This is a genomic window from Lysinibacillus pakistanensis (genome assembly GCF_030123245.1).
GTDB lineage: Bacteria > Bacillota > Bacilli > Bacillales_A > Planococcaceae > Lysinibacillus > Lysinibacillus pakistanensis.
The window spans coordinates 724,617-750,413 of record NZ_CP126101.1 but is presented as its reverse complement, the minus strand read 5'-3'; the positions used below and the strand labels follow the sequence as shown (position 1 = coordinate 750,413).

At 36.6% G+C, this 25,797-nt stretch carries 16 protein-coding genes; 5 read left to right on the top strand and 11 right to left on the bottom strand.

Annotation, left to right across the window (positions count from 1 at the left end; all coding sequences use genetic code 11):
- Nucleotides 1–148: 148 nt before the first annotated feature.
- Nucleotides 149–4,108, bottom strand: a complete 3,960-nt coding sequence (locus QNH24_RS03565; RefSeq protein WP_283870783.1) for a cell wall-binding protein — start codon at nucleotides 4,106–4,108, stop codon at nucleotides 149–151.
- A 1,222-nt stretch (nucleotides 4,109–5,330) separates the two neighbouring features.
- Here QNH24_RS03565 and QNH24_RS03560 point away from each other — a divergent pair.
- On the top strand, nucleotides 5,331–6,008 hold the full coding sequence (locus QNH24_RS03560) for a hypothetical protein (RefSeq protein ID WP_283870782.1): 678 nt from the start codon (nucleotides 5,331–5,333) through the stop codon (nucleotides 6,006–6,008).
- Nucleotides 6,008–7,264: an efflux RND transporter periplasmic adaptor subunit gene (locus QNH24_RS03555; protein WP_283934523.1), complete on the top strand. Its 1,257-nt coding sequence runs from the start codon at nucleotides 6,008–6,010 to the stop codon at nucleotides 7,262–7,264. Before QNH24_RS03560 ends, QNH24_RS03555 begins: the two co-directional genes overlap by 1 nt.
- A gap of 648 nt (nucleotides 7,265–7,912) precedes the next feature.
- On the opposite strand, the gene QNH24_RS03550 is transcribed toward QNH24_RS03555, so the two are convergent.
- Nucleotides 7,913–9,406 carry an S-layer homology domain-containing protein gene (locus QNH24_RS03550; protein ID WP_283870780.1) on the bottom strand — a complete coding sequence of 498 codons (1,494 nt, stop codon included), beginning with the start codon at nucleotides 9,404–9,406 and terminating at the stop codon, nucleotides 7,913–7,915.
- Nucleotides 9,407–9,583: 177 nt separating this feature from the next.
- Nucleotides 9,584–12,718, bottom strand: coding sequence for an S-layer homology domain-containing protein (locus QNH24_RS03545; protein WP_283870779.1), 3,135 nt, complete (start codon nucleotides 12,716–12,718; stop codon nucleotides 9,584–9,586).
- Between the two features lie 505 nt (nucleotides 12,719–13,223).
- Here QNH24_RS03545 and QNH24_RS03540 point away from each other — a divergent pair.
- Together QNH24_RS03540 and QNH24_RS03535 are read left to right on the top strand one after the other, a co-directional pair.
- Nucleotides 13,224–14,648: an MBOAT family O-acyltransferase gene (locus QNH24_RS03540; RefSeq protein ID WP_283870778.1), complete on the top strand. Its 1,425-nt coding sequence runs from the start codon at nucleotides 13,224–13,226 to the stop codon at nucleotides 14,646–14,648.
- Nucleotides 14,649–14,658: 10 nt separating this feature from the next.
- Nucleotides 14,659–15,840 carry an alginate O-acetyltransferase AlgX-related protein gene (locus QNH24_RS03535; RefSeq protein WP_283870777.1) on the top strand — a complete coding sequence of 394 codons (1,182 nt, stop codon included), beginning with the start codon at nucleotides 14,659–14,661 and terminating at the stop codon, nucleotides 15,838–15,840.
- 154 nt (nucleotides 15,841–15,994) lie between these two features.
- On the opposite strand, the gene QNH24_RS03530 is transcribed toward QNH24_RS03535, so the two are convergent.
- A complete protein-coding gene (locus tag QNH24_RS03530) occupies nucleotides 15,995–17,002 on the bottom strand; it encodes an acyltransferase family protein (protein ID WP_283870776.1) in 1,008 nt (335 codons plus the stop codon).
- A gap of 173 nt (nucleotides 17,003–17,175) precedes the next feature.
- On the opposite strand from QNH24_RS03530, the gene QNH24_RS03525 reads away from it, so the two are divergent.
- Nucleotides 17,176–17,403 (top strand): hypothetical protein, encoded by a 228-nt coding sequence (locus QNH24_RS03525; RefSeq protein ID WP_054770203.1) that lies wholly within the window; start codon nucleotides 17,176–17,178, stop codon nucleotides 17,401–17,403.
- Between the two features lie 56 nt (nucleotides 17,404–17,459).
- On the opposite strand, the gene QNH24_RS03520 is transcribed toward QNH24_RS03525, so the two are convergent.
- The 7 genes from QNH24_RS03520 to QNH24_RS03490 all read right to left on the bottom strand — a co-directional run bounded on the left by QNH24_RS03520 (nucleotide 17,460) and on the right by QNH24_RS03490 (nucleotide 25,777).
- Nucleotides 17,460–19,160: a phospho-sugar mutase gene (locus tag QNH24_RS03520; protein WP_283870775.1), complete on the bottom strand. Its 1,701-nt coding sequence runs from the start codon at nucleotides 19,158–19,160 to the stop codon at nucleotides 17,460–17,462.
- Nucleotides 19,157–20,446, bottom strand: coding sequence for a glucose-6-phosphate isomerase (locus QNH24_RS03515; RefSeq protein WP_283934522.1), 1,290 nt, complete (start codon nucleotides 20,444–20,446; stop codon nucleotides 19,157–19,159). Before QNH24_RS03515 ends, QNH24_RS03520 begins: the two co-directional genes overlap by 4 nt.
- A gap of 92 nt (nucleotides 20,447–20,538) precedes the next feature.
- Entirely contained in the window at nucleotides 20,539–21,507 is a 969-nt protein-coding gene (gene galE, locus QNH24_RS03510) for a UDP-glucose 4-epimerase GalE (RefSeq protein ID WP_283870773.1), read from the bottom strand.
- Nucleotides 21,504–22,388: a UTP--glucose-1-phosphate uridylyltransferase GalU gene (gene galU / locus QNH24_RS03505; protein WP_283870772.1), complete on the bottom strand. Its 885-nt coding sequence runs from the start codon at nucleotides 22,386–22,388 to the stop codon at nucleotides 21,504–21,506. Before galU ends, galE begins: the two co-directional genes overlap by 4 nt.
- 136 nt (nucleotides 22,389–22,524) lie before the next feature.
- Nucleotides 22,525–23,916: an undecaprenyl-phosphate glucose phosphotransferase gene (locus tag QNH24_RS03500; RefSeq protein ID WP_283870771.1), complete on the bottom strand. Its 1,392-nt coding sequence runs from the start codon at nucleotides 23,914–23,916 to the stop codon at nucleotides 22,525–22,527.
- A 26-nt stretch (nucleotides 23,917–23,942) separates the two neighbouring features.
- Nucleotides 23,943–24,809 (bottom strand): glycosyltransferase family 2 protein, encoded by an 867-nt coding sequence (locus QNH24_RS03495; RefSeq protein ID WP_283870770.1) that lies wholly within the window; start codon nucleotides 24,807–24,809, stop codon nucleotides 23,943–23,945.
- Between the two features lie 8 nt (nucleotides 24,810–24,817).
- Complete coding sequence (locus tag QNH24_RS03490; protein ID WP_283870769.1) at nucleotides 24,818–25,777, bottom strand: glycosyltransferase family 2 protein; 960 nt, start codon at nucleotides 25,775–25,777, stop codon at nucleotides 24,818–24,820.
- Between the last annotated feature and the right edge of the window lie 20 nt (nucleotides 25,778–25,797).

Below are 25,797 nucleotides of genomic sequence, written 5' to 3'. Positions count from 1 at the left end.
CATAAATTTAATTACGGAACAGCAAAATCTCGTCTGGATTTTTCGGCTTTCTCAAAAAAATTCCCCAAAAATTCGTGTTAAATCCCCCGCTGAATAGGAAAATAACTGAATCAAGAGATAAAGAAAGAGGGACACTTGCCCTCTTTCCTCACTCTAACCCTAATGTTCTTAAATGATCCTGTAAAATACGGAAGTTATACACCAAATCCTGTTGTTCAAGACTGAGCGAGCTGTAGAGCTTTTGTGCGGCCAGTACTTTCTTTTCAAATTGTTTATTGTCGGGATCTATTTCGCCAATCGCATTCACTACTTTTAATACCGCCGCTACATCTTTCTCGGCTTTCTTTAAAGTATCGTAGTTGATAACTTGCCCTCTCACTTTTGAATCTAATACTTTATAGGCCGCAACAGCATTCGCCACATCCTCTATATAGGTGCCAGAGGATGGATGAAGACCAGCTATAATTTCAACAACCTTCTTTACATCAGTCAAATTTTTCTCAGCCTCAAGCAGAATATTATAATTGGATACTCTTTGCTTATCAATTGTATTCAAGCTATCATAATCTTTTCTTACAGATTCAACCTTACCAAAATACAGTGGATCACTTGGCTTTAAATCTGCGATACTTTGATACACTTTAATCACACTGTCTAATGAAAGAAGGAGCTGTTGATTGTATACATATCTTCGCTGTGTTGCATTTAGATTGTCATAGGCTTTTAAAATCTTTTGATATTGGCTATCCATATTTTTAGACGTCATCAGCTTTTCAATCTCATTAACAACATTAATAACAGGCTTTATCAACTTTTCTTGCTCTTGTAATGTTTTATAGTTTTCAACTGCCATTTGCTGATCTTTCGGCAGCGCATTATAAGCGGCTCTTATTTCTTCAATACGTTTAACATATTGGCTAGCTTCTACTGAAGGTAATTCCTCAATCATACGCTGGACATTACCTGCTCCTAAAATACTTGTTTCAGCAGCCTGTAATAGATGGTAGTTCGTAACATATTGCTGCATATCCTTACTTAGCCCATCATACAATGCACGGGCCTGTGTTGTATCTGTATGGAATGTTTTACTGGATGCTTTCAACTTACCAATTAGTTCAATTACTTTAGCTGTTGGCTCATAGCCCTGTAAAATAGCAATATTCTTGACGAATGCCTTTTGCTCTTTTGTTAGCTTATCATAGGCCTTTCTTGCGGCATTTACCTGACTAACAAATTTACTTGAACCAGGTTCTAAAACATCAATTTGTACCATGGTATTTAAAATAGGTTTTACTTGTTTCTCACGATCTGTTAATAATTTTACATTCGATACAAGCTTTTTCTGCCCTGATGGTAGCTTGTCATAAGCAACACGAGCATTCATTAGCTTCGTTAAAAACTCATCATCATCAGGTACAGCCGCTTCTATTAAGGCGATCACTGTATGTGCAGATTTTAGCTCAGTTTCAGCTGTGACAAGTTTTTCGTAATTTAGAACAGCACTTTGTTTTTCTGGCGGTAAGGCATCATAATTTTTACGTGCCGTCTCTAAATCATTTAAAAACGTTTTACTAGTAGGTTTTAATGTTTCAATTAAGCCTATTAATGTTGCTACATCTTCTACTGCTGCTAGCTGACCATAATTTGTGACACGTTTTTGCGAAGCAGGGTCTAAGGCATTGTAAGCTTTTCTTGCTGCTAATACCTTTTTAGAATAATCCTTACTTGATGGATTTAACGCTGTAATGAGATTAATGACTTTTACGACACTGGCATTATTTTTCTCATAGGAAGTTAACGTTTTATATTGTGTAACTAATTTTTTTGCATTTTTATCCATAGTTTTATACTCAGCTGTCAATGCTGCCACTTTTGCTACAAATGTAGTATCAGGCTCATTGGCTATTGAGATGACACGATCATCAAAGCTTTTAGCAATTGTTATATAGCCCTTTGCTGTTTGTAAATCTTGATAATTCGTGACTAGTTGTTTTGCGGCATCTGAAAGCGCTGCATAATCATTTAGTATCAGATCAACAGTTTCATTGTATGTTTTTTGTGAGGTATTTAAGGCCATGATTCGCGTAATGATGCCCATTGCCTCTACTTGATCTTTTAACGTTTTATAGTTTTTCACATAGTTCTTATTTGTAGCATCTAGCTTTAAATAGGCTGTATTGGCTGCTTTCGCTTTTTTCGTATAATCCTTTGCAGCTGGATCTAACTTTTCAACAAGCGTAATAACATTTAAAACAGCTTTTTGTGATTTTTCTAAATCGGTTAATATTTTAATATTTGTGACACGTTTTTTCGCATTTGCAGAAAGAGCATCATATTGTTTTCGTGCTTCCTGCATATCTTGAATCAGATTTTGCGAGCTATTTAAAGCCGTTATTTTGCTTATAACTGCTGCTAATACATCTTCTTCATTAGATAGCAAAGTTAATTTTTCACTTAGCTTTGTCTTAATAGTAGTTAATGCAGCTTCCTGTGCATGACCAGTTGGATCTAAAGCATTTACCTTCGTTTGGTATTCTCGAACTTTCTGGCTATAATCCGGTGACGTAGTCTTTAGTGCATTAACTTTATTTAATAAATCAGCATATGGAAAATAGATAGCTAATTGACCCTTATTTTGTACAATCGCCTGCTCTGCTGTACCAAGTTTATCAAAAGCCGACTGTGCTAATAGTGTTTTGCTCTCAAACGTAGAGAGGCTTGGATCAATGGCAGCAATTAATTTATCTACATCTGTCGAAGCACTATATTTCTTTTCCCATTCTACTAATGTTGCCAAGTTATTGACAATTTTTTTAACATTTGCAGCATTTACAGTAGAAGGTGGCGTATTGTATGCCTCTCGTGCACCCTTAATTTTTGTAAACTGTTCTGCTGCACCTGCATTTTCGATGCCTTGAATAAGAGCTTCAATATTTTCAGCTTCTTTGATTTCCTCCTGAGCAGCAGTTAGATTTGTAGCATTTTTGACAAATGCTTTTTTATCTAAACCGTTGTAGGAATCTAATAGATTATTAACTGTAGTACGATAATCTGCACTATTAGAGACAACTAGTGTATTAATTTGCTTTGAAACATCTGCCGCAGCTTTATAAGGTAAAAAAACATTATAGTTAACAACATAATTTTGAGCTTCTTTAGTTAATTTACCGTAGGCTGTTTCAATGGCAGAAACTGCACTAATAAAAGTAGTTGCCTTATCAAAGCTTGCTGCATCCTTATTCATTAATTGCGTTATACTATCTTCCACCTTTAGGGCAGCATCAATATTTTGCTTTGTGTCCGTATAGGTTTTATAAGGAGCAATTGTATCCCCTTCAGGAATATAAGCTGTAGCAATTTTTTTATGATCTGCTGATAAAGCGTTATAGGCTGTTGTAATAGCAGTCACTTTTTGTTTAATTGCTGTAAAGTCAGAATTTAATAAATCCAATTTTAAACCATCTAATAGATCAATAGTGGGCTGTACAGCAGCAACAGCATTTACCATTGTAGTCAGCTTATCTAAATCAGCACCATTTGTTTTAAAATAATTTTTTTGTGCTGCTTCATCATAGCCATATTGAACTGCAAGCCCTAGCATTGATGAAACTGCAGTTTGTGGTGCAGCATTCACAGCTTCTTTAAAGGTCTTTTGAACATTTGCATAGGAGCCAGCTTTCGTTTCATTCATAAATTCTTTATATTTGTCTTCTGTCACTTTAGCATCTCTAGTTAGAGAACTACTTGTATAAGTTAGTTTATTAATACTTTCGCCAAGGCTTTTAATTTCCGTTACCAATGTTTTCTGTGCTCGTACGTAAGCGACCTTGGCTTTAATAAATTGAATTTCATCCGCAGTAAATCCTGCTGCCGCTAAACCATTAAAGCGACTTTCTGCAATCGTTATATCATCAAGTGAGGATTTATCCGTTAAATTTTTATACATCATTTGCAGTTGTTCTTTTGTTTCAACCGCAACTGCATTCACATAAGCAACTTGCTCCGTTTTTTGTTGTGGCTGTATTTCTTGAGCATTGGCAAGTGCTGCCGGTGTTAGTAATAAACTTGTCAACACACCAACTTTTATTGGTTTCTTCAAAATGCCCACCCTTTCTTTTTACATTATATAGGAAAATGGATATGTATTTATAGCTTCATATTTTCTATCTTTAGTATCGGTACTTCTCGTTCAATTTCAAGCTATTCTCTCAAAGTCTCTTATGTCCTTTACGAATGTATTGATAATTGCTATTTTTAGATTGAATAGGCTTTTTATAGGAAGTTATTGTTAGGATACTATATAATTGAATTATGTGCATTGATCCTGCACATAATTTCATGTTGTTGAAATACTATTATGTCAATGAAATCAAGGTGACAAATTAAAAGTATAGTCCTTTTTCAAAACGAGGGGTTGATCTCCGTTCCGACTGAGTGCTTTGCCGCTGACGCTTCGCTTTCGCGCAGAGCAGAGCTTCCTGGGGGCGTCCGATGAGCCGCTTCACTCGCGCTGCTCGCTCCAGGGTCTCATCTGTGACGCTGAATCCCCGAGGAGTCACTCAGTCTACACTCCAATCAACCACTGCTCATAGTATTTTCTTCTGGCATTTCACACAAATTAATAGTGATAAATTTGAAGTCTTAGCCATCACTATATTGTGCAAAAATGGAGCTTTGATAACATTTTTCTATGTGAATGCAGAGCGACAGTAATAAGTGGCTTTTTATGTAAAGTGAAAAAGTAGTTTTATGCATAGAATGTAGGTTGACAGCTATAGAATTGTACCACTATTCTATCCATTTAATGATGGTGAGTAACATGTTTTTATTTTACTTTTGAGGGAAGAAAATATTTAAAGTTCTACACTATTGCTGATAGGAGTGCAAGGCTACTCGACTCCCGTGGGATAGCGAGACAGACGGGAAACTGAGGCCAACACGAGGTTGGTCACGAAGGCGTTGTCACAGGACGTGACGCACTTAGCCTTCGTTCCTCCAGCGCAGGAAGCGGCTCGTCGCTCGCCCACCGGAAAGCGAGTAGCCTGGAACGGAAATCACCTTCATTTTGACTAAATATTCACAAAGAGTCCCTTGACCATTTAGTTTTTCAACACTATGGAATTATGTGCATTGATCCTGCACATAATTTGGCAACCCAGTGAATTTAACTAGAAAAAAAAGCTTTTGATGATACATCTTATAAATTTGATTAGAAATGTCTCTTAATCGAGAAAATTCCAAGGAAAATAAGCATTTTTCCTATGTTATTTACCAGTAATCAGGTGTATACTACATCTCTACTATTTAATTTACTAGAAAGGGAGCTCTATATGTTTTATCACTATAAGTTTTGGCATAGCTTAACGCATCCCAATAACTTTACCCAAGCCGTCGAAGAAGGAGAAATAAGAGGCTATAAAAAACGATCCTTCACTGTTTTTATACTCTTCATGCTACTATTCATCGTTCGTGAATTTTGGGGTATGGGAACTGAAAGCTTAACAACATTATTTGCAATGAATCATCAGGATGAATACTATACAGCTCGTTTACTTTCAATGGTAGGCGCTATTGCCTGGGGAATCATTTATTATGCCTTTCATTACTATGGCGTTACATATTTGTTGCATCTGTTAACTGACATACCATATAAATGGATACAAAAAGTACAACTTTATGCCATGGTATTGTTATTAATTGAAAAAACAATATTATTTACTGTGTTCTATTTAGTAGGCTATACAACAACCTTCTCCTTCCTATCACTTGCACCACTTGTTCAGCAAGTCTTAGAGACAGATGTAGTATTATTTGTTATTAATCAATTAACTATAGCAACTTTATTCACTATAATTATACAATATACCTTTCTTTCTAAATGGGAAGAAGAATCAGATCGTAAGGTTTTGCTAGCAAAAATAATTATTCTTCATGTGCTAATGGCTGTTTTTGTAGGAATGATTAGTGTGTTGCCTTTACAAGAATGGATTACAAGGGGGTTAGGATGATGCGCTTTATTAAATCCAGACCTTGGACAAGTTTGAGTATGATTGTGCTAGCGATACTAATCGGCGTGAATGCTTATTTTGTATTTAAAGATGACAGTAAGGTTGCTCGTTCCTATTTTATCGATGAATTCCAAAGAGCTACTGTTGGTGATCGCGTAGAAACAATCAAAAAGGACGCAATAGTTGCTCCAGCACAAACATATACCATCTCCGCAGATGCAAAAAGCCTTTCTGCAATCGATGTAAAACGTGGCCAGGAAGTTCGCAGCAGCGATGTACTAGCTACCTATAAAACAGAAGAAGTTGACGATGAATTAACAAAGCTTGAAGCTGAGCGTGATGCTTATGAAACGGAATTAAATGATCTAGAATCCGCTTTAGCACAGATAGAATCGGAATATGGTGGGCAAAGCAAACCTAAAAGCTCTATCGATACAGATCAAATTAGTGATAAGCTAAATGTCACGGTTAAATTAGAATTAGGCCAGCAAAATTCTCCTTCTTCTGCAGTGGCGATATTAAATCGTCATATCGCAGAGGCAACTAGACAAGTAGCATTAATGGATGCACAAATAGCCCAAATTCAGGCACGCCAAGGTGTTATCAGCCCAGTTGACGGCGTTATCTCAAACATAATGGAAGAAGCTGGTGCAGTAACATTTGAAATTTATTCATTAGAAAAATCCATGCTTGCCTATTTATCTGAGGATGAATGGCAGAAGGTAAAGGATGGACAAACTGTTAATTTTGACTTGCAACATTATGAGGATGATTTATCTGGCATTGTGCTTCAAAAACAACTAATCGCAACTAATAATGAATCGCATTGGGCGAATGAATTAGCTAAATCAGTAAAGATGCCACAGCCTTCAAGCTATGAGGTCATATTGCAGCAGGACAATGTTTTAGACAACATTCCATTCTCTACAGTTGGTCAGGCCTCCATTATTGTAAATGAAGCCTTTGATGCCTATAAAATTGATTCTACTTGGATAAAGTCCACAAAGAAGGGCCAACAGAGTGTTTATATGATTGGTGAAGACGGTAAGATTCGTCTTGAGGATATAGATGTTGCCTTCAAAACGGCAGATGCTACAATTTTTACAGGCTATATGGAAGCTGGGACACCGATGATTGATAATGAAAAACGTAATATCTTAGCCCGTACCTTCCGTTCTATGCCAGTAAAAAGGATTGAATGGCAACAGTTTAAAGAAATAGGATGGAAAGACTATGTAAAATATATTGTCTTTTAACATATCAGAAACCTCCCTGTAAGCTAGGGAGGTTTTATAGTGTTGAAAATCAAAATGGAAATTTCGTGAATACTAAGTCAAAATGAAGGTGATTTCCGTTCCAGGCTACTCGCTTTCCAGTGGGCGAGCGACGAGCCGCTTCCTGCGCTGACGCTCCGTGCAGGGTCTCGTCTGTCTCGCTAATCCCACGGGAGTCGAGTAGCCTTCCACTCCAATCAGCAATAGTTAAAATTTTAAATATTTTCTTCTCTCAAAAGTAAAGTAAAGGCATGTTACCCATCATCATTAAATGGATAGAATAGGGGTAAAATTCTTTAGCTGCCAACCTATTTTATGCATAAAACTACTTCGTAACTTTACATAAAGTGCTAATCTGCTTTTGCATAGAAAAATGTTACCAAGGCACTATACTTATTCAATAATAAATAATGAAATGGCTAAATCATCAATTTATCACTACAAAAATGCCGAAAGTAGATACTTTGAGTAGTGGTTGGTTGAAGTGTAGACTGAGTGGCTCATCGGACGCCCCCAGGAAAGCACTCAGTCGGTACGGAGACAAACCTTACCTTTTGAAAAAGGGCTATACTTTTTTATTTGACACCTTGATTTCATTGACATAGTAGGATTTCAACAACGTGGTACCTTTTAATAAAAGGGTGTATTCTTCATTTGTTCTTCTGTGGCAAACTCATAATACATCGTTGTGACTCCACTTACTTCATAGATCATGCCATGAACATAGAGCTTCTCACCTTTTGTACCAGTTAGACGAATAGAGAAGAGCGAATCCTCTTTTGCTACTCCCTTTATCGTAATACCCCCTGAGGAAAGCTCCGCATCGATGATTTGATGATCATATCTTGCTCCTGTATATTGTTCTACTTTTATATCCTTTACTGTGAAGCCAATATCACTCATTGAAATAAATGCACTGTTTATTTCAACTGCGGACGTTGTATATATATCATAGCCGCTCGATTCGGCATGAATGCCAACTCGTACTGATTGACCTTTACCGTCTGATAATGTTGCAATATAATCACCTGCTTGCAACAGCTTTAGCTCATAGCTTCCACCTTTCGGAATCATTTCTTCTTCCCAGCCCTCAAAATTCACTGGCTGATAGCTGTATACTTTTTCACTTACAGCATGTCCTTCAGCCGTTGTTAGCTGAATGTTTTTTGGATCAAAGCCTAAATCCTCCTCCAACAGCATTGCTATGCCTGGAGTCACCTCATCGGATTGCTGGCAATTCATCTGAAGCTTACCATCTACTTTGCTGACAGTAACTTTATATTTCATCATCTCTATCATTTCAAAATTTTCTTCATTATCGATATTGTAGCCCATTAGCATAAAATAGCCTGATCCTTCTCGTAATGCCTCAATTTTCACTTCACTATTAGTTTGATACATACGGAAAGATTCATGCTCACCATCTATCGACTGATTATCTGTTGCATATGCCTCAATAAAATTAGAATCAAGATCTTTTGCAGTAAACGTTTGGGTCACTCGTTTAGCCTGCATAGCCTCCATACGCTGAATAAATACTGCAAGCTGTGAACGTTTTACAGTCTCCTTTAATCCAAATCTATTTGGCGTAATCCCCTTCGTTATCTGATTTTCAAACAATGGCGCTATCGCATAATAAGCTTCGGAATATTTCACAATATCAGTAAAGGGTAAATTATCCACGTCAGTGCTTTCTAACTGGTAAGCAGCCGTTAACATTTGTGCTAATTGTTCACGTGTAATAGCTTGATTGACACCAAAGCTACCATCAGCCAAGCCTAGTAACGCCCCTTTATTTGCCAAGGCTGCAATAGCTCCATAATAGTCGTCACTCGGCTTAACATCAGTAAATTTAGGGTCTTCTACATTCTTTGTATCTAAGTGTAATACATTGGCCACAATTTTAGCAGCCTGTCCACGCGTAACATCAGCAAATGGTTTAAATGTACCATCCGCATATCCTTTTATAATCCCCTGCACCGCCAAGTCCTTTACAGCAGCCCCATATTCCTGTGTATAATCAACATCCGTAAATTTTTCTGCTGCCTGTGCAGTCGGTACCACAATAGCACTTGTTGTTAGAGCAGCAATTAATGCGCCCTGAAATAAAGTATGCTTCTTCACCAGTTCAACTCCTCAACACGTTTTATCTATTTTACTATGATAATACGTGTAAGAGAAACCAAAAGTTTCATAATATACCAACACAACACTGATAGCCCAGCTTTTCTAGTATTTTAACCAGAAAAAAACAGTGGAGCGTTCGATTTACTCGAATCTCCACTGTTTAGAAAAACTATCTTATTTATTGAAGTCCTGTTTTGCTGTCACTTTTACAGGTGTTGCACTTTGACCACCAATGTTCACACGAGCATTGAATACGTCGTTTGCTTTACCTGTAGCAGCTGCAGTATCAGTACCGTTATTGCTGAATACTACTTCACCAGAAACTTTAGATAAAGTTAAAGTTGTAGCAGCAGTTGCAACACCGTTGAATGTTGCTTTACCTTTGTTAGCACCATTCTCATCAACTTGTGCCATTACACCGTATTGGTCAGTAACAACTACGTCCGCTAAACCGAAGAATGCATCTAAATTGAATGTTGTATCTACATTGTAAGAGTGAGTTGTTACAAGGTTCACAGATTCACCTGCAATAAAGTTAGCAGCTTTGTTGTTTTCTACAACAGCTACTTTTTCAACTTTAGGTGCAACGTTAGAGAAAGTTACATCTTTAACGATTTCTTCACCTGTAGCATTGATTGTAATTGTTACTTTTGCAGTTGCTGTTTTTGCATCTTTATCAAACACTACATTAGCAGCGTCAGTAGTCGTAATATTACCATCAGCTACACTTGTAAGAACTGCTGATTTTACAGTGTAATCAGAGCCAGCTGAAAGTGTAACTTCTCCACCATTTGCTGTTACAGCTTTTACTACGATATCTTTACCATAACCAGCTGGGATAGCACCATCAGTTACATAGATAGGTTTGATATCTTCTACTTTATAAGAAGTGAATGAGCTATCTTTTACTACTGAGAATTGTTTTGAGTAAGAGCTTGCTTCGTTAGCAGTGTTATCTGCAATTTTTACAAGCTTAAATGTAACGTTTGCAGTCGTTTTCGTAGCGCCTGCTTTGTATTCTACTGTAATTTTGTTGTTAGCAGCATTTTTAATTTCACCAGTTACAGTAAATGGTGCATCAGCATCTGTAAATGCTTTAATTGTGTAGTCTGCAGTTGCAAGTTTTGCAAGAAGTTCGTCTGTAGAAATTACCTGACCAAATTGATCCTCCACTACGATGTCTTTTGCTGAGATGTCAACTTTAGCACCTGTAAGTTCACGGATAGATGTGCTTACTTTGTTATCTAAGCCAGTAATTACTTTAGGTGCAGTTGCAGCTTTAGGAATAACTGTTTGTGTAGCCACTTTACCAGTTGAAGAAGTAACAACAACTGTTACAGGTGTGTTTTCTACTACGCCAGCGCCTGCTACTTTTGCATAAAGCTCACCGTCTTTTTCAAATAAAGTACCGCCAGTAATTGTGATACCTTTAGTGCCGTTTAATGCAGTAGCTTCTTTAATAGCATTGCCTTGTTTATCTAATACAGATAATGGGAATAAAATATCTGCTCCAGCAGTGACAACTTTTGTTGGCGCTCCTAATGTAACTGAATCAGCACGTACACCCTCAGCTACCTTCACTGCAGTTTGACCGTTTTTACCAGTTGCTTTAGCAATCACGATTACGTTTGTGTCACCTGCTGCTACGATGTTTGTAACAGGTAATACGATTACATCTTTTCCGTCGATAGTTTGTTTTTCAAACGCACCGAATGTTGCAACAGCTTGGTTTGTGTTTGTTACAAGAACTTCAGAATTTGCTCCATTTAAACGGTTAAGATCAGTAATTTCTTTACCATATTGATCCTTTACAGTAACAGGAAGATAGAATTTATCTTTTGCTAAATTAACATCTTCACTGAATGCTTTGCCATCTTTATTATAAAGAGCGCCAATAGCAATATCAGATGCTACAGTTTTAGCAGAAACTGTTACAGTTTTAGTAGTTGTTGTTGCAGTTTGACCGTGGATAGCAGTCACAACTACTTTATCGCCTTCTTTAAGTCCTGCAGCTTTTGTAATTGTGATAGAGCCATCTGCATTAGCAACAGCTGAATCAGCGCCTGCAGCAGTTAATGTTAAAGCAGAAGCATTAAGCTTTGTAATATCTTCACCATATTGGTTTTTTACTTGGAAGCCAACTGTAGCTGTTGTGTTGCTTGTAGATGGGGCTACTTCACCAAGAATTTCAATACCAGCAACTTTTTCGTCTTCCGTTTTCACAGTGCTAGTTACTGCTTGATCAGCAACGCCAGATACGCTAACTGTGAATTCGCCTTTTGTAATTTTGCTAGTTAATTCAATTGTTGCAACAGTTTTGTCTTCGTTCCATGTAATAGAAGTAAAGTTAGATTTGAAGCCATCTTTTTTAAGCTCAAATTTAGCTTTTTCTGTTTCAACTGGTTTGTTGAATGTTACTGCTAATGTTTTTGCATTGACTGCATCAACAGTTTTTACTTTTAACTCAGTTACATATGTAACTACAGCTGAATAAGTTTTACCATCAATTACAAACTCTACATTTGTTTCTTTATTTTCTGGAAGTGGAGTTGGTAATGTTACTGTATGTTTTTTGTCATCAGAAAGTGTAACTTCTAATGTAGTTGCATCTACAACTTTAGTTTCTTTAACAGTTAAAGGTGCTTCTTCACCGATGTTAGAAATTGTACGGTGTAAGAATGATGCAAATTGACCGCGTGTTAATGTGTTTTTAGGATTGAACGCTTTCACGTTTGTAAGTCCAGCATATTCTAACGCGATGATTGCTTCACGATTTTCAGTAGCTGTAGCTTTGTCTAAATCAGTGATTGTTGATTTGAAGTCAGATTCTTTATAATCTGCCACTAAATCTACGTTATAAACCGTTTTGATAGCACGTACTAAAACAACTGCCATTTGCTCACGGTTCATGTTATTTGTGTGCATTAATTGGTTATTTGAGCCTTTGAATACGCCAGCATCTTTTACAAGAGCTGCATATTGTAATAACTCTTTGTCTGGAGCTGTTGTTGGTAGGTCAGTGAAGCGTGCTTCTGTAGCATAATCTGTAGGAATCTCATAGTTTTCAGATACTAACCATTTCCCTAAGAATTTTGTTACGTTCCCACGAGTAACAACTGCATTTGGCTTGAATGTTCCATCTGGATAACCAGCTACAATTTTAGCATCTGCTAATGCTAAGATAGCCTCCTTGTGGTCACTTGATTCAATATCAGAAAAGCTTGCTGCGCTTGCTACTGGTACGATTGCTGATGCTACTAGGGCTGCTGATGCTGCGCCGACAACCCACTTACTATATTTTTGTTTCATATGCAATAACCTCCTAGATAAATTAGCCACTTTTGGTGACTACGAATCTATTATAAGATTACAAGATAATAAATTTCAAAGGGCAAGATTTGGAATGAAATATGTGGTAACGTTAGATTTATAGAGGGTTTATAACCATATTTTACTTAAAAAGATGGTAAGCATCCATCCTTAAAATTAACATACAAACCTTACTGCCATGCGAAAAATATACCATATTACCCATGTCATTTTTACCAACTAAATTTCGACAAAAATCGACTTTTACCCATTATTTAGTAAAAATCCACTGGTGAACAATTCGTGAATTTACGTTACAATAAGGTAGGTAATTTATTCATGCATTTCCTTGATTATATTAGAACTTTCTAGCAGTTTTGCAGATTATCAGTTATTTTGGATGTTTTAAACCGTTTATAGCGGTATAAGCATTGTATATGGCAATCTTACACAGTGACCATGTAGATGCATTTACAATATAAATAAGAGATGGGGATTTGAAGGAATGGTTTTTAGTAGCCTTATATTTTTATATGTCTTTTTGCCATTAGTACTCATTGTGTACTTCATCTCTCCAAAGATGTTACGCAACACGATTTTACTATTGGCTAGCCTATTCTTTTACGCATGGGGCGAACCGAAATATGTACTTTTAATGATGATTTCGATTTTACTTAACTATATTTTGGGCATAGTCATTGAAAATACGATTTCGCAGTCTAAACGAAAAGCCCTTCTTTGGTTAGTAATTTTCAGTAACTTAGCTATTCTAGGCTATTACAAATATGCCGGCTTTTTTGTGGACATCATAAACAACTATTTAGAGGAAGCAATTGAATGGCAAGCTGTACCTCTTCCAATTGGCATTTCATTCTACACGTTCCAGGCTCTTAGCTATGTAATTGATGTTTATCGAAAGGATGTTAAAGCCCAACGTAACTTTTTGGACTTATCACTCTTCATTACATTGTTTCCTCAGCTTGTGGCAGGACCGATTGTACGCTACCAGACAGTTGCAGAGCAAATTAAAAAACGACTCTCCACAGCGGAGGACTGGATGATTGGTACCCGTCGTTTTGTACAAGGGTTAGCTAAAAAAGTATTGATTGCCAATCCAATGGGCGAGGTTGCTGATCATGTCTTTAGTTTATCAGGCGGAGATTTAACAACAGGGACTGCGTGGATAGGAATTCTAGCGTACTCGCTTCAAATTTATTTTGACTTCTCAGGCTATAGTGATATGGCCATCGGGTTAGCGAGGATATTTGGCTTTAAATTTGAGGAGAACTTTAACTATCCATATATTGCCCAATCAGTAACAGACTTCTGGCGTCGTTGGCATATATCACTCAGCAGCTGGTTTAGAGATTATGTTTACTTCCCACTTGGTGGCAGTCGTGTTAGCCATGAATGGAAGCTTTATCGAAATCTATTAATAGTTTGGACATTAACAGGCTTTTGGCACGGAGCCAGCTGGACGTTTATGGCATGGGGCTTTTATTATGGACTATTAATTTGCCTTGAAAAATGGGTGCTTTTAAAATGGCTAGAACGTATACCTCGTTTCCTACGCCATATTTATATACTTATTATTGTGATGATCGGCTGGGTATTCTTTAGAGCGAATGACTTTACATATGCTTTTAGCTTTATCAAAACGATGTTTGGACTATCCGATGCAGCACTTTATAATTATGAAACGATATTACTAACAAAGGATTATGCAGTTTATTTTGTCATTGCCATTATTTTCGCAATGCCAATCTATCGACTATATCAAACTTGGAGTGAACAAAGAGCTACTAGTTCTCTAACATTTGACTGGAGCCTACGTCTTGGACAAACAATTTACTATGGTGCACTGTTACTCTTTATCACAATGTTTTTAGTCAACGCAACACATAATCCATTTATATACTTTAGATTCTAGGTGGGACAGCATGCGAAAAATTCAAATGTATCTATTACCAATAACTTTTTTTTGCATCATTTTCGGTGGTCTTGTCATACATGCTATGACTGTGGATCGTAAACAGTCAGAAATGGAAAATCGTCCATTAGAAACTGCCAATCTATCCCCTAGCTCACAGGAAATCTTCTCTGGCGCATGGTCAAAACAGGTAGAATCCTATATTTCTGATCAATTTCCTGCCCGTGATACATGGATGCGTAATTATGTGCATTTCCAGCGAGCAATTGGCAAAACCTATTTAAACGATAAGTACGCAGTAGACGATACTAGTGGCTGGATTATTTCAAAGCCAGCCCCAGCAAAATCTGATGAGGAACTTGCTGCCTTTGCCAATGATTTGCGAAAGCTCAGTGAGGGATTAGCTGAAAAAGAAATTCCGTTTACGTTTTACTCACTGCCAGCGAAGGCAACTTACTCACGGGAACCAAGTCCTAGCTATATGCCAGAGGATGCTGGAATAGCCAATAATGAGCGCTTACATAAGCTTGTTACGGCTGCTGGCATCGACAATATCCGTCTCTATGATGAAATGAAGACTGACTTCTCTGCAGAACAATACTTCTTTAAGACAGATCATCACTGGACTATGCGTGGTGCATATACAGGCTACGAGGCACTAATAAAAACAATGAGCGAACGACTTGGTGAAGCCATTCAGCCCATTCCCTATAAGGAAGACAACGCCTATTGCTTACCCAATAAGTTTGCTGGCTCCTGGAATAAAATCTTATACATGACCGTCAACAATCACGATCAAATTTGCTATAACGAATCGCCTTCGTTTGCAACACAATTCACAATCTATGACGGTACAATTGAAGGAGGCGTAACGGCCCCATACGAAGCTGTATATGGTCGTGCAAAAAAAATGAGCGCTGACACAGTCGTAAATTATGCAGATGCCTATAGCAGAGACTTTGCAGAGCTGACAATAGTTAATGGAGACTATGACAGTGATAAACATATTGTTGTCATCAAAGATTCCTATTTTAATGCTATTCAATTTCATGTAGCTAGCCATTTTAAAAAGCTAACCATTTTGGATTTACGATACTTGGAGAAGGATGTTATTCCATATTTACAAAATCTACATCCAGATTATGTCGTGCTAGCATACAATGATCGAAATTTAAAATTAATGCCAGAATGATTTACTTTGTAAACTAGTGGCGGTATTTTTACTTTTACCAGCGATTGTGTTGAGGTTACCGGCGATATTAAAACTTCTAGCGGCGATCTTGGTGAAGCTACTGGCGATGATACAAAAAAGCAGTGATTTCTACTTTAAAAGAAATCACTGCTTTTTACTGTGTAGTACGTTTTTTTATTTTCCCCACAATAAATTGACTAAATGGCAGTAATGAAATGATTTTGGTCAACAGTAAACAAACAGCTAACGTCCATAGCAACAACAATGGTACACGGACTAGCGTACTATCGAAATGCTCTACAAACCAGCCAGTTGATAAACGCAAAACCTCCCAATGCATGAGATAAATCATAAACGCATATTGACTCAGCACTTTAACAGCTTTTGTATACGGTAAAGACTGCCCCCAGGCAATCACAAGTAGCACCATACTAATCACAAATGGTATTAAATCAAGACGCCTTGAATGCACCTCTATGTAACCTAGAAGTAAACGAATATACAAAAAGACAGCAGCCAGCACAACTAATACAATCGTCGCATATCGATATTTTCGAGCTAATGCTGCAATCTGTGCATAATAGATACCCATTGCATAGGCAACAGCAAAATAACCAAGCCAGCCCGTAAAGAAAAATCGTAGCCAAATACTATTTTCTTGAAAAATAGGATAGGGCAATAAAATCACAGTATGATGAATAAGCGTAACCAACACACTTAATGGTAAAAACCATGCTATAGACCATTTAAAACGTGTTAGCAGCGTAAAGATCACATATAGCTGCATAATAACCACAACAAACCAGCCAACAAACTCTCCATAAACAATATTATCAAAATACTTTTCCCATAATAAACCCTTTTGATAAATGGACTCAACAACTAATGCATCGACAAAAGCCCATACTAAATAGGGAATAAAAATATATTGAATCCTACTTGACCAAAAATTTCTCGGTATATTCTCATGATAACGATTAGCCAATATTAAAATAGACAATACAATAAACGTCGGTGTCGCATAGCACAACGCAATCCTTAAAAAAAGATAGATCGTCTGCTCTGGCTCTACCCCAACCTCCATAATAACCCATGAAGATGTGTGTAATAGTAAAATAGACAGACACGCCACCACACGTAGGTAATCCCACTCTTTAATCACTACAACATTCTCCTAGTTCTTTTATCTCTCTTTTAAGCATGTCATATTTTGTCGATGATTGCAATGGTGATACTTGTAAGCTTGTTTTCTATGCTATAATTAGAGAGATTACTTTTATAGAGAGAGATTTAAAAAATAGATACCCTATAGAAGAGAGGTGAGAGGTGAAAGGAATGGAGGAAGTTTTAAGCGAACTAAAAAAAATCAATCAACGTCTTGAGTCCGTGGAGAATCGTCTTGAAATAATAGAAATTGAACAGCAGCAAATTAAACAAGCTGTTTTAGAAACAAATGAAAAAGTGAATAAACTTGAGGCCATTCAAGAAAGCCAGCATCGCATTATCGAACTATTATCAGTGCGGTCTATTCAACAGGAAGCTGAATTAAAACGTCTTCAATAAAACGCACGCCCACTTTTTTAGATTAAAAAGAAGTGGGCGTTTTTTATAGGATCTCTTTAAACCTCAAAAGCAGCCTGAAGTCTCTTTAATTTATCTTTTGCCTCTTCTGCTGTTTGTCCAACAACACCAAAATAAAATTTACATTTTGGCTCTGTACCTGATGGACGAATAGCCACCCAAGAGCTATCCTCTAAAACATACTTCAGCACATTTTCTTTCGGTAATGTAATGTTCTCAGTAGTGCCATCTGCTAAAGTTGAAATACCTGTTAAATAATCCTCAAAACGTTTAACCGCTATCCCACCTATGGATGTAGGCGCGTTTTGGCGAAGGTTATTTAAAATAGCTTTCATCTCTTCCTGACCATTCTTACCTTCAAATACTTGAGAAACTAGTGCCTCTTGATAGGTACCAAATTGATCAAATAGGCTTTGCAGACCATCTAATAAAGTTTGCCCTTTCTTGGCATAAAAAGCAGCCATTTCTGCAACCTTCAGTGCAACCTGTACAGCATCCTTATCACGTACAAAAGTTTCTATTAAATAGCCATAGCTTTCTTCATAGCCAAATACATACGAATAATCACCAGATTGCTCATATTCTGCAATCTTCTCAGCAATGTATTTAAAGCCTGTTAATGTGTTTACTGTCGTTACGCCAAATTTTTCGGCAATCTGGGTGCCTAATTCTGATGTAACTATTGTTTTCAGCATAACGCCATTTCTAGGTAGCGCTCCAAGTTGCTGCTTAGTAGACAATAAATAATGAAGTAATAAAGCACCAAGCTGATTGCCTGTTAACAGCTCATAACTATCTCCATTTTTAACAGCCACACCTAAACGGTCCGCATCTGGATCAGTTGCCAGCAAAAGATCAGCTCCAACCTGTGTACCAAGCTTCATAGCTAACTCAAAAGCTTTCGATTCCTCTGGGTTAGGATAAGAAACTGTTGGAAAATCTCCATCCTGCACAGCTTGCTGCTCTACAATATGTACCTGTTGAAAACCAAATGCGCGCAACCCTTCACTAACGGGCACCAAGCCGGCACCGTGCAAAGGTGTATAAACGAGTTTCATATCCAATGCAATATCTTGATTTTCCTTTAAGCTTAAAAGACTTGATAAATACGCATCATCCAAATCACCTGCAAGCCAAGTAACAAGCTCTTGCTGTTCTAAAAACGGGAGTTCCTTCACTTGAATAGCAAAAATATCATCAATTCCGTTCATATCGCTTATAATAGCTTCTGCAAATTGGGGTGTTAACTGTGCACCATCCTCACCATATACTTTAAACCCATTGTATTGCTTTGGATTATGGCTAGCTGTAATGACCACACCTGCATAAGCATTTAATTTCCGAACCGTAAACGACAGCTGTGGGGTTGGTCTTGCTTCCTTATAAACATATGAACGAATACCATGTGCTCCTAGTACACTCGCAGTCTCACAGGCAAATTCATATGAAAAATGGCGTGTATCAAAGGCAATAACAACACCACGCTTTTTAGCAGCTTCACCATTGGATTCAATATAACGAGCAAGCCCTTCAGCAACACGACGAATCGTATAAACATTTATACGATTCGTTCCAGCGCCTAAAACACCACGCATCCCACCAGTACCAAAGGACACATATTGATAAAAACGGTCTTCGACTGCTTGTTCATCACTTGCAATTAAGGCAAGCTCCTCAGCTAAATAGCTAGGAAGAGACTGCTCCAACCAGCCATTATATAATTCATGGACATTCTTCATTTACTTATCACCTTTTCTTCTTTCAACAACTCTAGCATTTTACTTTTATAGGCCTCAACACCAGGCTGATCAAATGGATTAACCTCTAGTAAACAAGCACTCATTGCACAGGCCTTCATAAAGAAGTAAATCAAATACCCAAGATGATAAGCATCTAGCTTAGGCAATTCTAATTGAATAACAGGCACTTGCCCTTCTGCATGTGCAAGTGCCGTTCCTTGCTTAGAAATCGCATTAATCTCATTAAAAGTACGAGTCGACAAATAATTCAAGCCATCCTCATTGCGAGCATCGAATGGTACAGCTAAATCGCCCTCTATTTCATGGAAGTGTAGCAATGTCTCAAACATAACACGACTCCCCTCCTGAATAAACTGCCCAATGGCATGTAAATCAGTGGAGAAATTAACAGTAGAAGGATATAGTCCCTTGTGCTCCTTCCCTTCACTTTCACCAAAAAGCTGCTTCCACCATTCGTGGAATTTATTGAGTCCAGGCTCAAAGGACGCAAGCAATTCAATGGTATAGCCCTGCTCATAAAGCATATGTCTCATTACAGCATATTTGTAGGCATCATTATGCCCCAAATCCTCTTCTGCTAACTCTGTCGCTGCATAACGTGCACCATCCATTAAAGCACGAATATCCACGCCTGCAACCGCCACAGGTAATAAACCAACAGGCGTTAATACAGAATAACGCCCACCCACATCAGCAGGAATGACAAATTGACGATACCCAGCCTTATCAGCGATTCCCTTTAAGATGCCTTTGTCCGCATCCGTCGTGACAATAATACGCTCCGTTACCTTCTCGCCATAACGCTCCTCCATATATAAACGCATTACACGAAAGGCCAACGCCGGCTCCATTGTACCGCCTGACTTCGAAATCACATTGACATATACTTGTTTAGTATCTAAATAAGTGAGAAGCTCCTTAATGTATGCACCGCTCATATTCAAACCAACATAGACAACCTCAATGCCACCCTTAGCCAGCCCAAAATAAGGCATCAGCGCCTCTTGGATTGCACGTGCACCTAAGAAGGAACCACCAACGCCTACAACAACCAGGACATCCGCACAAGCTCGTATTTCACTTGCCACACGTTCAATAGAGGTAAGCAGTCCCTCTTGATTTTGTAAGGGGGAATCGATCCAGCCTGTTAATGGATAGTGTGGTAATGCGTTATGGATATTTTTTACTCGATCTTTATATTGAATAAGATCACTATCATCTAGCGAACAATTTAGCAATGTTGTTTTTACAATTTCTGCAAACACCATAGAATCCTCACTTCTTAAGGTAAATTTTGATATGTATATTATGACATATACAAAAAAGAAAACCAACTCGAACCATGTCGAGTTGGTAATTAGAATTGCTTTTTATGCCAAATCCATGCACTTTTGATGATATCTAGAATATCCAATTGAGCCTTCCATCCTAATTCTGCATAAATCTTACCGGCATTGGCAACTAACTTGGCAGGATCACCAGCACGTCGTTCAGCATATTGTACATTGGCTTTTTTTCCTGTTACCAGCTCACATGTTTCAATGATTTGCTTTACTGAATAACCATTGCCATTCCCTAAATTATATGTGGCGGTTTCAATAGTAGAACTTAATAATGCCTCTAAAGCTAATAAATGTGCCTTGGCTAAATCAGTGACATGAATATAATCACGGATACAAGTACCATCAGGTGTATCATAGTCAGTACCAAACACTGAAATGGAGTCTCTTTGTCCCCCTAAATGCTGAAGAATGATGGGGATTAAATGCGTTTCTGGATTATGACTTTCACCAATTTCAGCTGTCTCATGTGCTCCCGCAGCATTAAAATAACGTAATACAACATATTTCATCTGGTAGCTCTGTGCAAAATCTGCCAGCATTTGCTCAACCATTAACTTTGACTGACCATATGGGTTAATAGGATTAGTAGGTGTCTTTTCATCAATGAAATCAACAGTTGGCATACCATACGTAGCAGCGGTAGAAGAGAAAATAAATTTATTAATTTCATTACGCTTCATAGCTTTTAACAAATTCAATGTGGCTGCTACATTATTCTCATAGTATTTCATAGGATCAATCACAGATTCCCCTACTAAGCTAAAGGCTGCAAAATGTATAACCGCTTCAATTTTATATGTATCAAATATTCGTTGAACAATTGTTGAATCTCCTAAATCACCTTGTATAAAAATAGCCTTTGCATCAACTGCCCAACGGTGACCCGTACTTAAATTGTCAAGTACAACTACATCATAGTCCTTTACTAATTCCTTTACAAAATGACTACCAATATATCCAGCACCGCCAACAACTAAAATCATAAAATTTCACCACTTAACTGTTTCGCTTTTTTTAAAATAATTTCTTTTACACCCTCACTTAAATCCTCACGTTCTAATGCAAAATCAATGGTCGTTTCAATAAATCCTAATTGCTCACCTACATCATAACGACGCCCCTCAAACGCATAGGCAAACACTCGTTGAATACCATTTAACGATTCAATGGCATCAGTTAATTGAATTTCGCCGCCCTTCCCCTTCTTCTTCTCATCTAAAAAGCGGAATATTTCAGGTGTTAATACATAGCGCCCAATTATCGCAAAATTGGATGGTGCATCCTCTAATGCAGGCTTTTCCACAAATTGCGTCACTTGCATCAATCGATTGCCAGTGTTAACTGGATCAATTACACCGTATCGATGGACATCCTCATCGGGTACCTCTTGTACACCAATAACACTGGATAAGGTGTTCTCATATTGATTCATTAATTGTTTTAAACAAGGCTCTTCACTTTTCACAACATCATCACCAAGCAGGACAGCAAATGGTTCATCGCCAATAAATTTACGAGCACACCAAATGGCATGTCCTAATCCAAGAGGCTCTTTTTGACGAATATAGTGAATTTCTACGCTAGCAGATTCCTGAACCTTTTCAAGCATATCAAGCTTTCCATTTTCAATTAAGTTTGTTTCAAGCTCTAGTGCATTATCGAAATGATCCTCAATGGCTCGTTTACCCTTACCTGTTACAATAATAATATCCTCAATCCCAGAGGCAATAGCTTCTTCCACAATATATTGAATCGTCGGCTTATCAACAATCGGCAACATCTCTTTTGGCATGGCTTTAGTAACTGGCAAGAAACGTGTTCCAAGTCCAGCAGCTGGGATAATGGCTTTGCGGATATTTTTCATATTATGTCACTTCCTTAAAAAACTAAATATCATGAACACTTGAGTATTATTAATTTTTTTGACTTACCTTTTCTAAAAAGTGATTATCCCGATTCACCAGCAAGCTTCAATCGGTATAAATCATTTATACTCAATACTAGTATGCATTTTTATTTACAAAGCCATTGATGATTGTCTTCATAATAATTTTAATATCAAATAATAATGTCCAATTTTCAATATATTGAATATCATGCTCAATTCGGTCTTCAATTGAAGTATCTCCTCGTAGCCCACATACCTGAGCCCAACCAGTAATTCCTGGTCTCACATGATGTTTTATCATATATTTCGGGATTTCTTCTTTAAATTGATCCACAAAATAAGGTCGTTCAGGTCTAGGTCCTACTATACTCATATCGCCTTTCAGCACATTAAAAAATTGAGGAAATTCATCAAGACTTGTTTTTCGCAAGAAAGTACCAAATTTAGTTCTTCTTGGGTCATTTTCAACAGTCCATTGCGTATTAGAAGCTTCAACAGGCATATGCTTCATAGATCTAAATTTATACATAGAAAACGTTCTTCTATTTAGCCCCACACGCTCCTGCTTAAATAAAATAGGACCTGGAGAAGTTAATTTCACGCCAATTGCGATTAACAATAGTAAAGGAGATGTAACAAGTATCGCACAAAGTGCAAAAACAATATCAAATAAACGCTTCAACACTCTATTCACATATTCATCTAAAGGTATATTTCTGACATTAATGACTGGTAAATCTCCAAAACTTTCAAAATGCGGAGTTGCAGGTAGTATATCGTAAAAGTCTGGGACAATAGATACACGAACTCCTGCTTTCTCACACATTTCAATAATTTGATGATATTTAGAAAACGCTGTTAAGGGTAAAGCAATTACGACTTCGTCAATAATGGTATTTTCTAGTGTTGTCGATAAATCCTCTATTTTACCTAATATTTTCTGTTCTCTATTAATTTGTTTAAAATCATCTAAAAAACCAATTGCTCTAAGCCCGTACTCAGGATGATTATCCAAATTCTCGATATATCTTTTTCCGATGGAACCCGCTCCTAAAATTAAAACAAACTGTTGATTAAAGCCTTTTTTTCTCATCGCTCTTAAAAATTGCTTAACAAAAAAACGATACGTGACGATAATCAAAAATCCAACTAGTAAATAGATTGCTAAGAACATCCTAGATATATCTATCGTTTTAACAATAAATAACACACTTAATAAAACAAACATACTATAAATTTGCACTTGAATTATTTTAGAAACTTCTTTTGCAAACTTCATTTTCCTTTTTGGAACATATAAGCCAATCAAAAAACCAATAGCCAAAAATGCAACAGAGTAAACAATGTTCCAAATGAAATAATCTGCTAATGGCAAATATGATCCTTGTTGCTCTTTATTAATCACAAAGCGAAAATACCATGCAACAGCAAATGCTAATTGAATAAAGATGAAATCTGTTGTCATATATAGCTGTGTAATAAAGCGCTCTTTTCCTCTTATCACTTTAATCACCTATTTAACTTTATAATTTAATGTACTTTTTTCAAAAGGTTATTAATAGTAGCAAAGGCTAGCTTTAATGTAATTCCTGTATAAACTACACTATTAATAAAAAAATTATATTTTTTTGCATAATGTTTTTTATGGAATAAATACATGGCCCTATGAAACTCATAAACTATTTTTAATGGTTTTTTTCTACTACTTGCTCCCTTATAATGAACAATTGAAACAGTAGGATTATAAACAATTCGCCAGCCAGCTTCTTTTATTCTATAACACCAGTCTATATCTTCCCCATACATAAAAAATTTTTCATCTAATAGACCTACCTGCTCTATTACTTCTTTTCTTACCATCATAAATGCACCTACTAAACAATCAATATCATGTACTTCTTTCATATTTAAGTAGCTTTTATGATAACTATTATATTTAGGGCTAGTAGGGTATTTTTGAGCTAAACCTATCATATAATAGAAGGAAGCTTCTGGAGTCGGAAAGCCCCTATGGCAAGCCTTATCCAAGGTACCATCAGGTAAATTTACTTCACAGCCAACAGCGCCAATACTCGTTTCTCTATCCATGAAACAAATGATTGTATCTAATGTGTTTTCATTCACTATAGTATCAGAATTTAACAATAACACATATCGGCCACTACACCTTCTTATTGCTTGATTATTTGCCTTGGAAAATCCGACATTTTCTTTATTAGAAATAACCTTTATATGAGGGAATAGACTTTTGATTTGTTCTACAGAGCCATCTGAAGAACCATTATCTACTACAAGAATTTCATATTGAAAATTCAATTTTGAGTTTAAAACTGATTGAATACAATCAATTGTTAGCTTTTTTGTATTATAATTTACGATTACTATACTTAAATCCATTTTAATTTTTACCATATTCCTTTAAAATATTGATAAATCTTTTTTGAAGGAGCTATTCTACATGATTGTATAAATTTTTTCTTTTTTTTTAAAGTTTTATACTCTTTAAAAAGAAGTTTATAGGCACTGAAAAGCTTTGGTTCTCTGAAGATGATATAAACTAAACAAGTTACTTCGTATATAAAAATAAAAGGAAAATGCAATAAAAAGTAAAATAAATTATCATTCTTTATCACATAAAAATGTCTATTAATATAGGAATGTTTTCTAGTTTTAAGAGAAATATTTTTCCTCGATTTATTATCCTTCCAGCCTCTTTCATGTTTTGCAATTGATTTAGGGACAAAACATATTTCCCAACCTGCTAATCTAGCTCTCCAACTAACATCTACATCTTCTTTATAGGCAAAAAAACTTTCATCAAAAAATTGTCCATCTTCTGAAATCATGTCAATCATTTCTCTTTTATAAACAGCCGCAGCACCTGAAACTCCAAAAACACTTCTCTCATCATCATACTGTCCTTGGTCTACTTCTCCACTTCCACGATCAACTGCACGACGATTTTTCTTTATATTGATTCCTGTACTGTCAATAATGTGTGATTCTAAATCTCTATATAATTTACCAGTTGCTGCACCAACTTTTTCATTTAACTTCATAAATTCTATAATATATTCTATATAATATTTATCTAAAATCACATCCGGATTCAATACTAAAACATAATCTGTCTCAGCATAGTTTAAACCTTGGTTATGACCACCTACAAATCCGCTATTTATGCTATTTTGAACAAAATAAACATTCGAATAATGAGAAACAACATCTTTAATACAATCATTTGAATTATTATCGATTACTATTATCTTCTCAACTGGATATGATTGAAAAATCACTGAATCTAAACAATCTTCTATATAATCCGCACTATTATATGTAACAATTTGAACAGCTATACTAGCCAAATTACCCCTCTATTCCTTTT

Excerpts from the sequence above, each read along its gene's own strand:
- galE (WP_283870773.1), bottom strand. The coding sequence starts at position 21,507 with ATGATTTTAGTTGTTGGCGGTGCTGGATATATTGGTAGTCATTTTGTA.
- QNH24_RS03555 (WP_283934523.1), top strand. The coding sequence starts at position 6,008 with ATGCGCTTTATTAAATCCAGACCTTGGACAAGTTTGAGTATGATTGTG.
- QNH24_RS03525 (WP_054770203.1), top strand. The coding sequence starts at position 17,176 with ATGGAGGAAGTTTTAAGCGAACTAAAAAAAATCAATCAACGTCTTGAG.
- QNH24_RS03560 (WP_283870782.1), top strand. The coding sequence starts at position 5,331 with ATGTTTTATCACTATAAGTTTTGGCATAGCTTAACGCATCCCAATAAC.
- QNH24_RS03540 (WP_283870778.1), top strand. The coding sequence starts at position 13,224 with ATGGTTTTTAGTAGCCTTATATTTTTATATGTCTTTTTGCCATTAGTA.
- QNH24_RS03535 (WP_283870777.1), top strand. The coding sequence starts at position 14,659 with ATGCGAAAAATTCAAATGTATCTATTACCAATAACTTTTTTTTGCATC.
- QNH24_RS03495 (WP_283870770.1), bottom strand. The coding sequence starts at position 24,809 with ATGGATTTAAGTATAGTAATCGTAAATTATAATACAAAAAAGCTAACA.
- QNH24_RS03520 (WP_283870775.1), bottom strand. The coding sequence starts at position 19,160 with ATGAAGAATGTCCATGAATTATATAATGGCTGGTTGGAGCAGTCTCTT.
- galU (WP_283870772.1), bottom strand. The coding sequence starts at position 22,388 with ATGAAAAATATCCGCAAAGCCATTATCCCAGCTGCTGGACTTGGAACA.
- QNH24_RS03545 (WP_283870779.1), bottom strand. The coding sequence starts at position 12,718 with ATGAAACAAAAATATAGTAAGTGGGTTGTCGGCGCAGCATCAGCAGCC.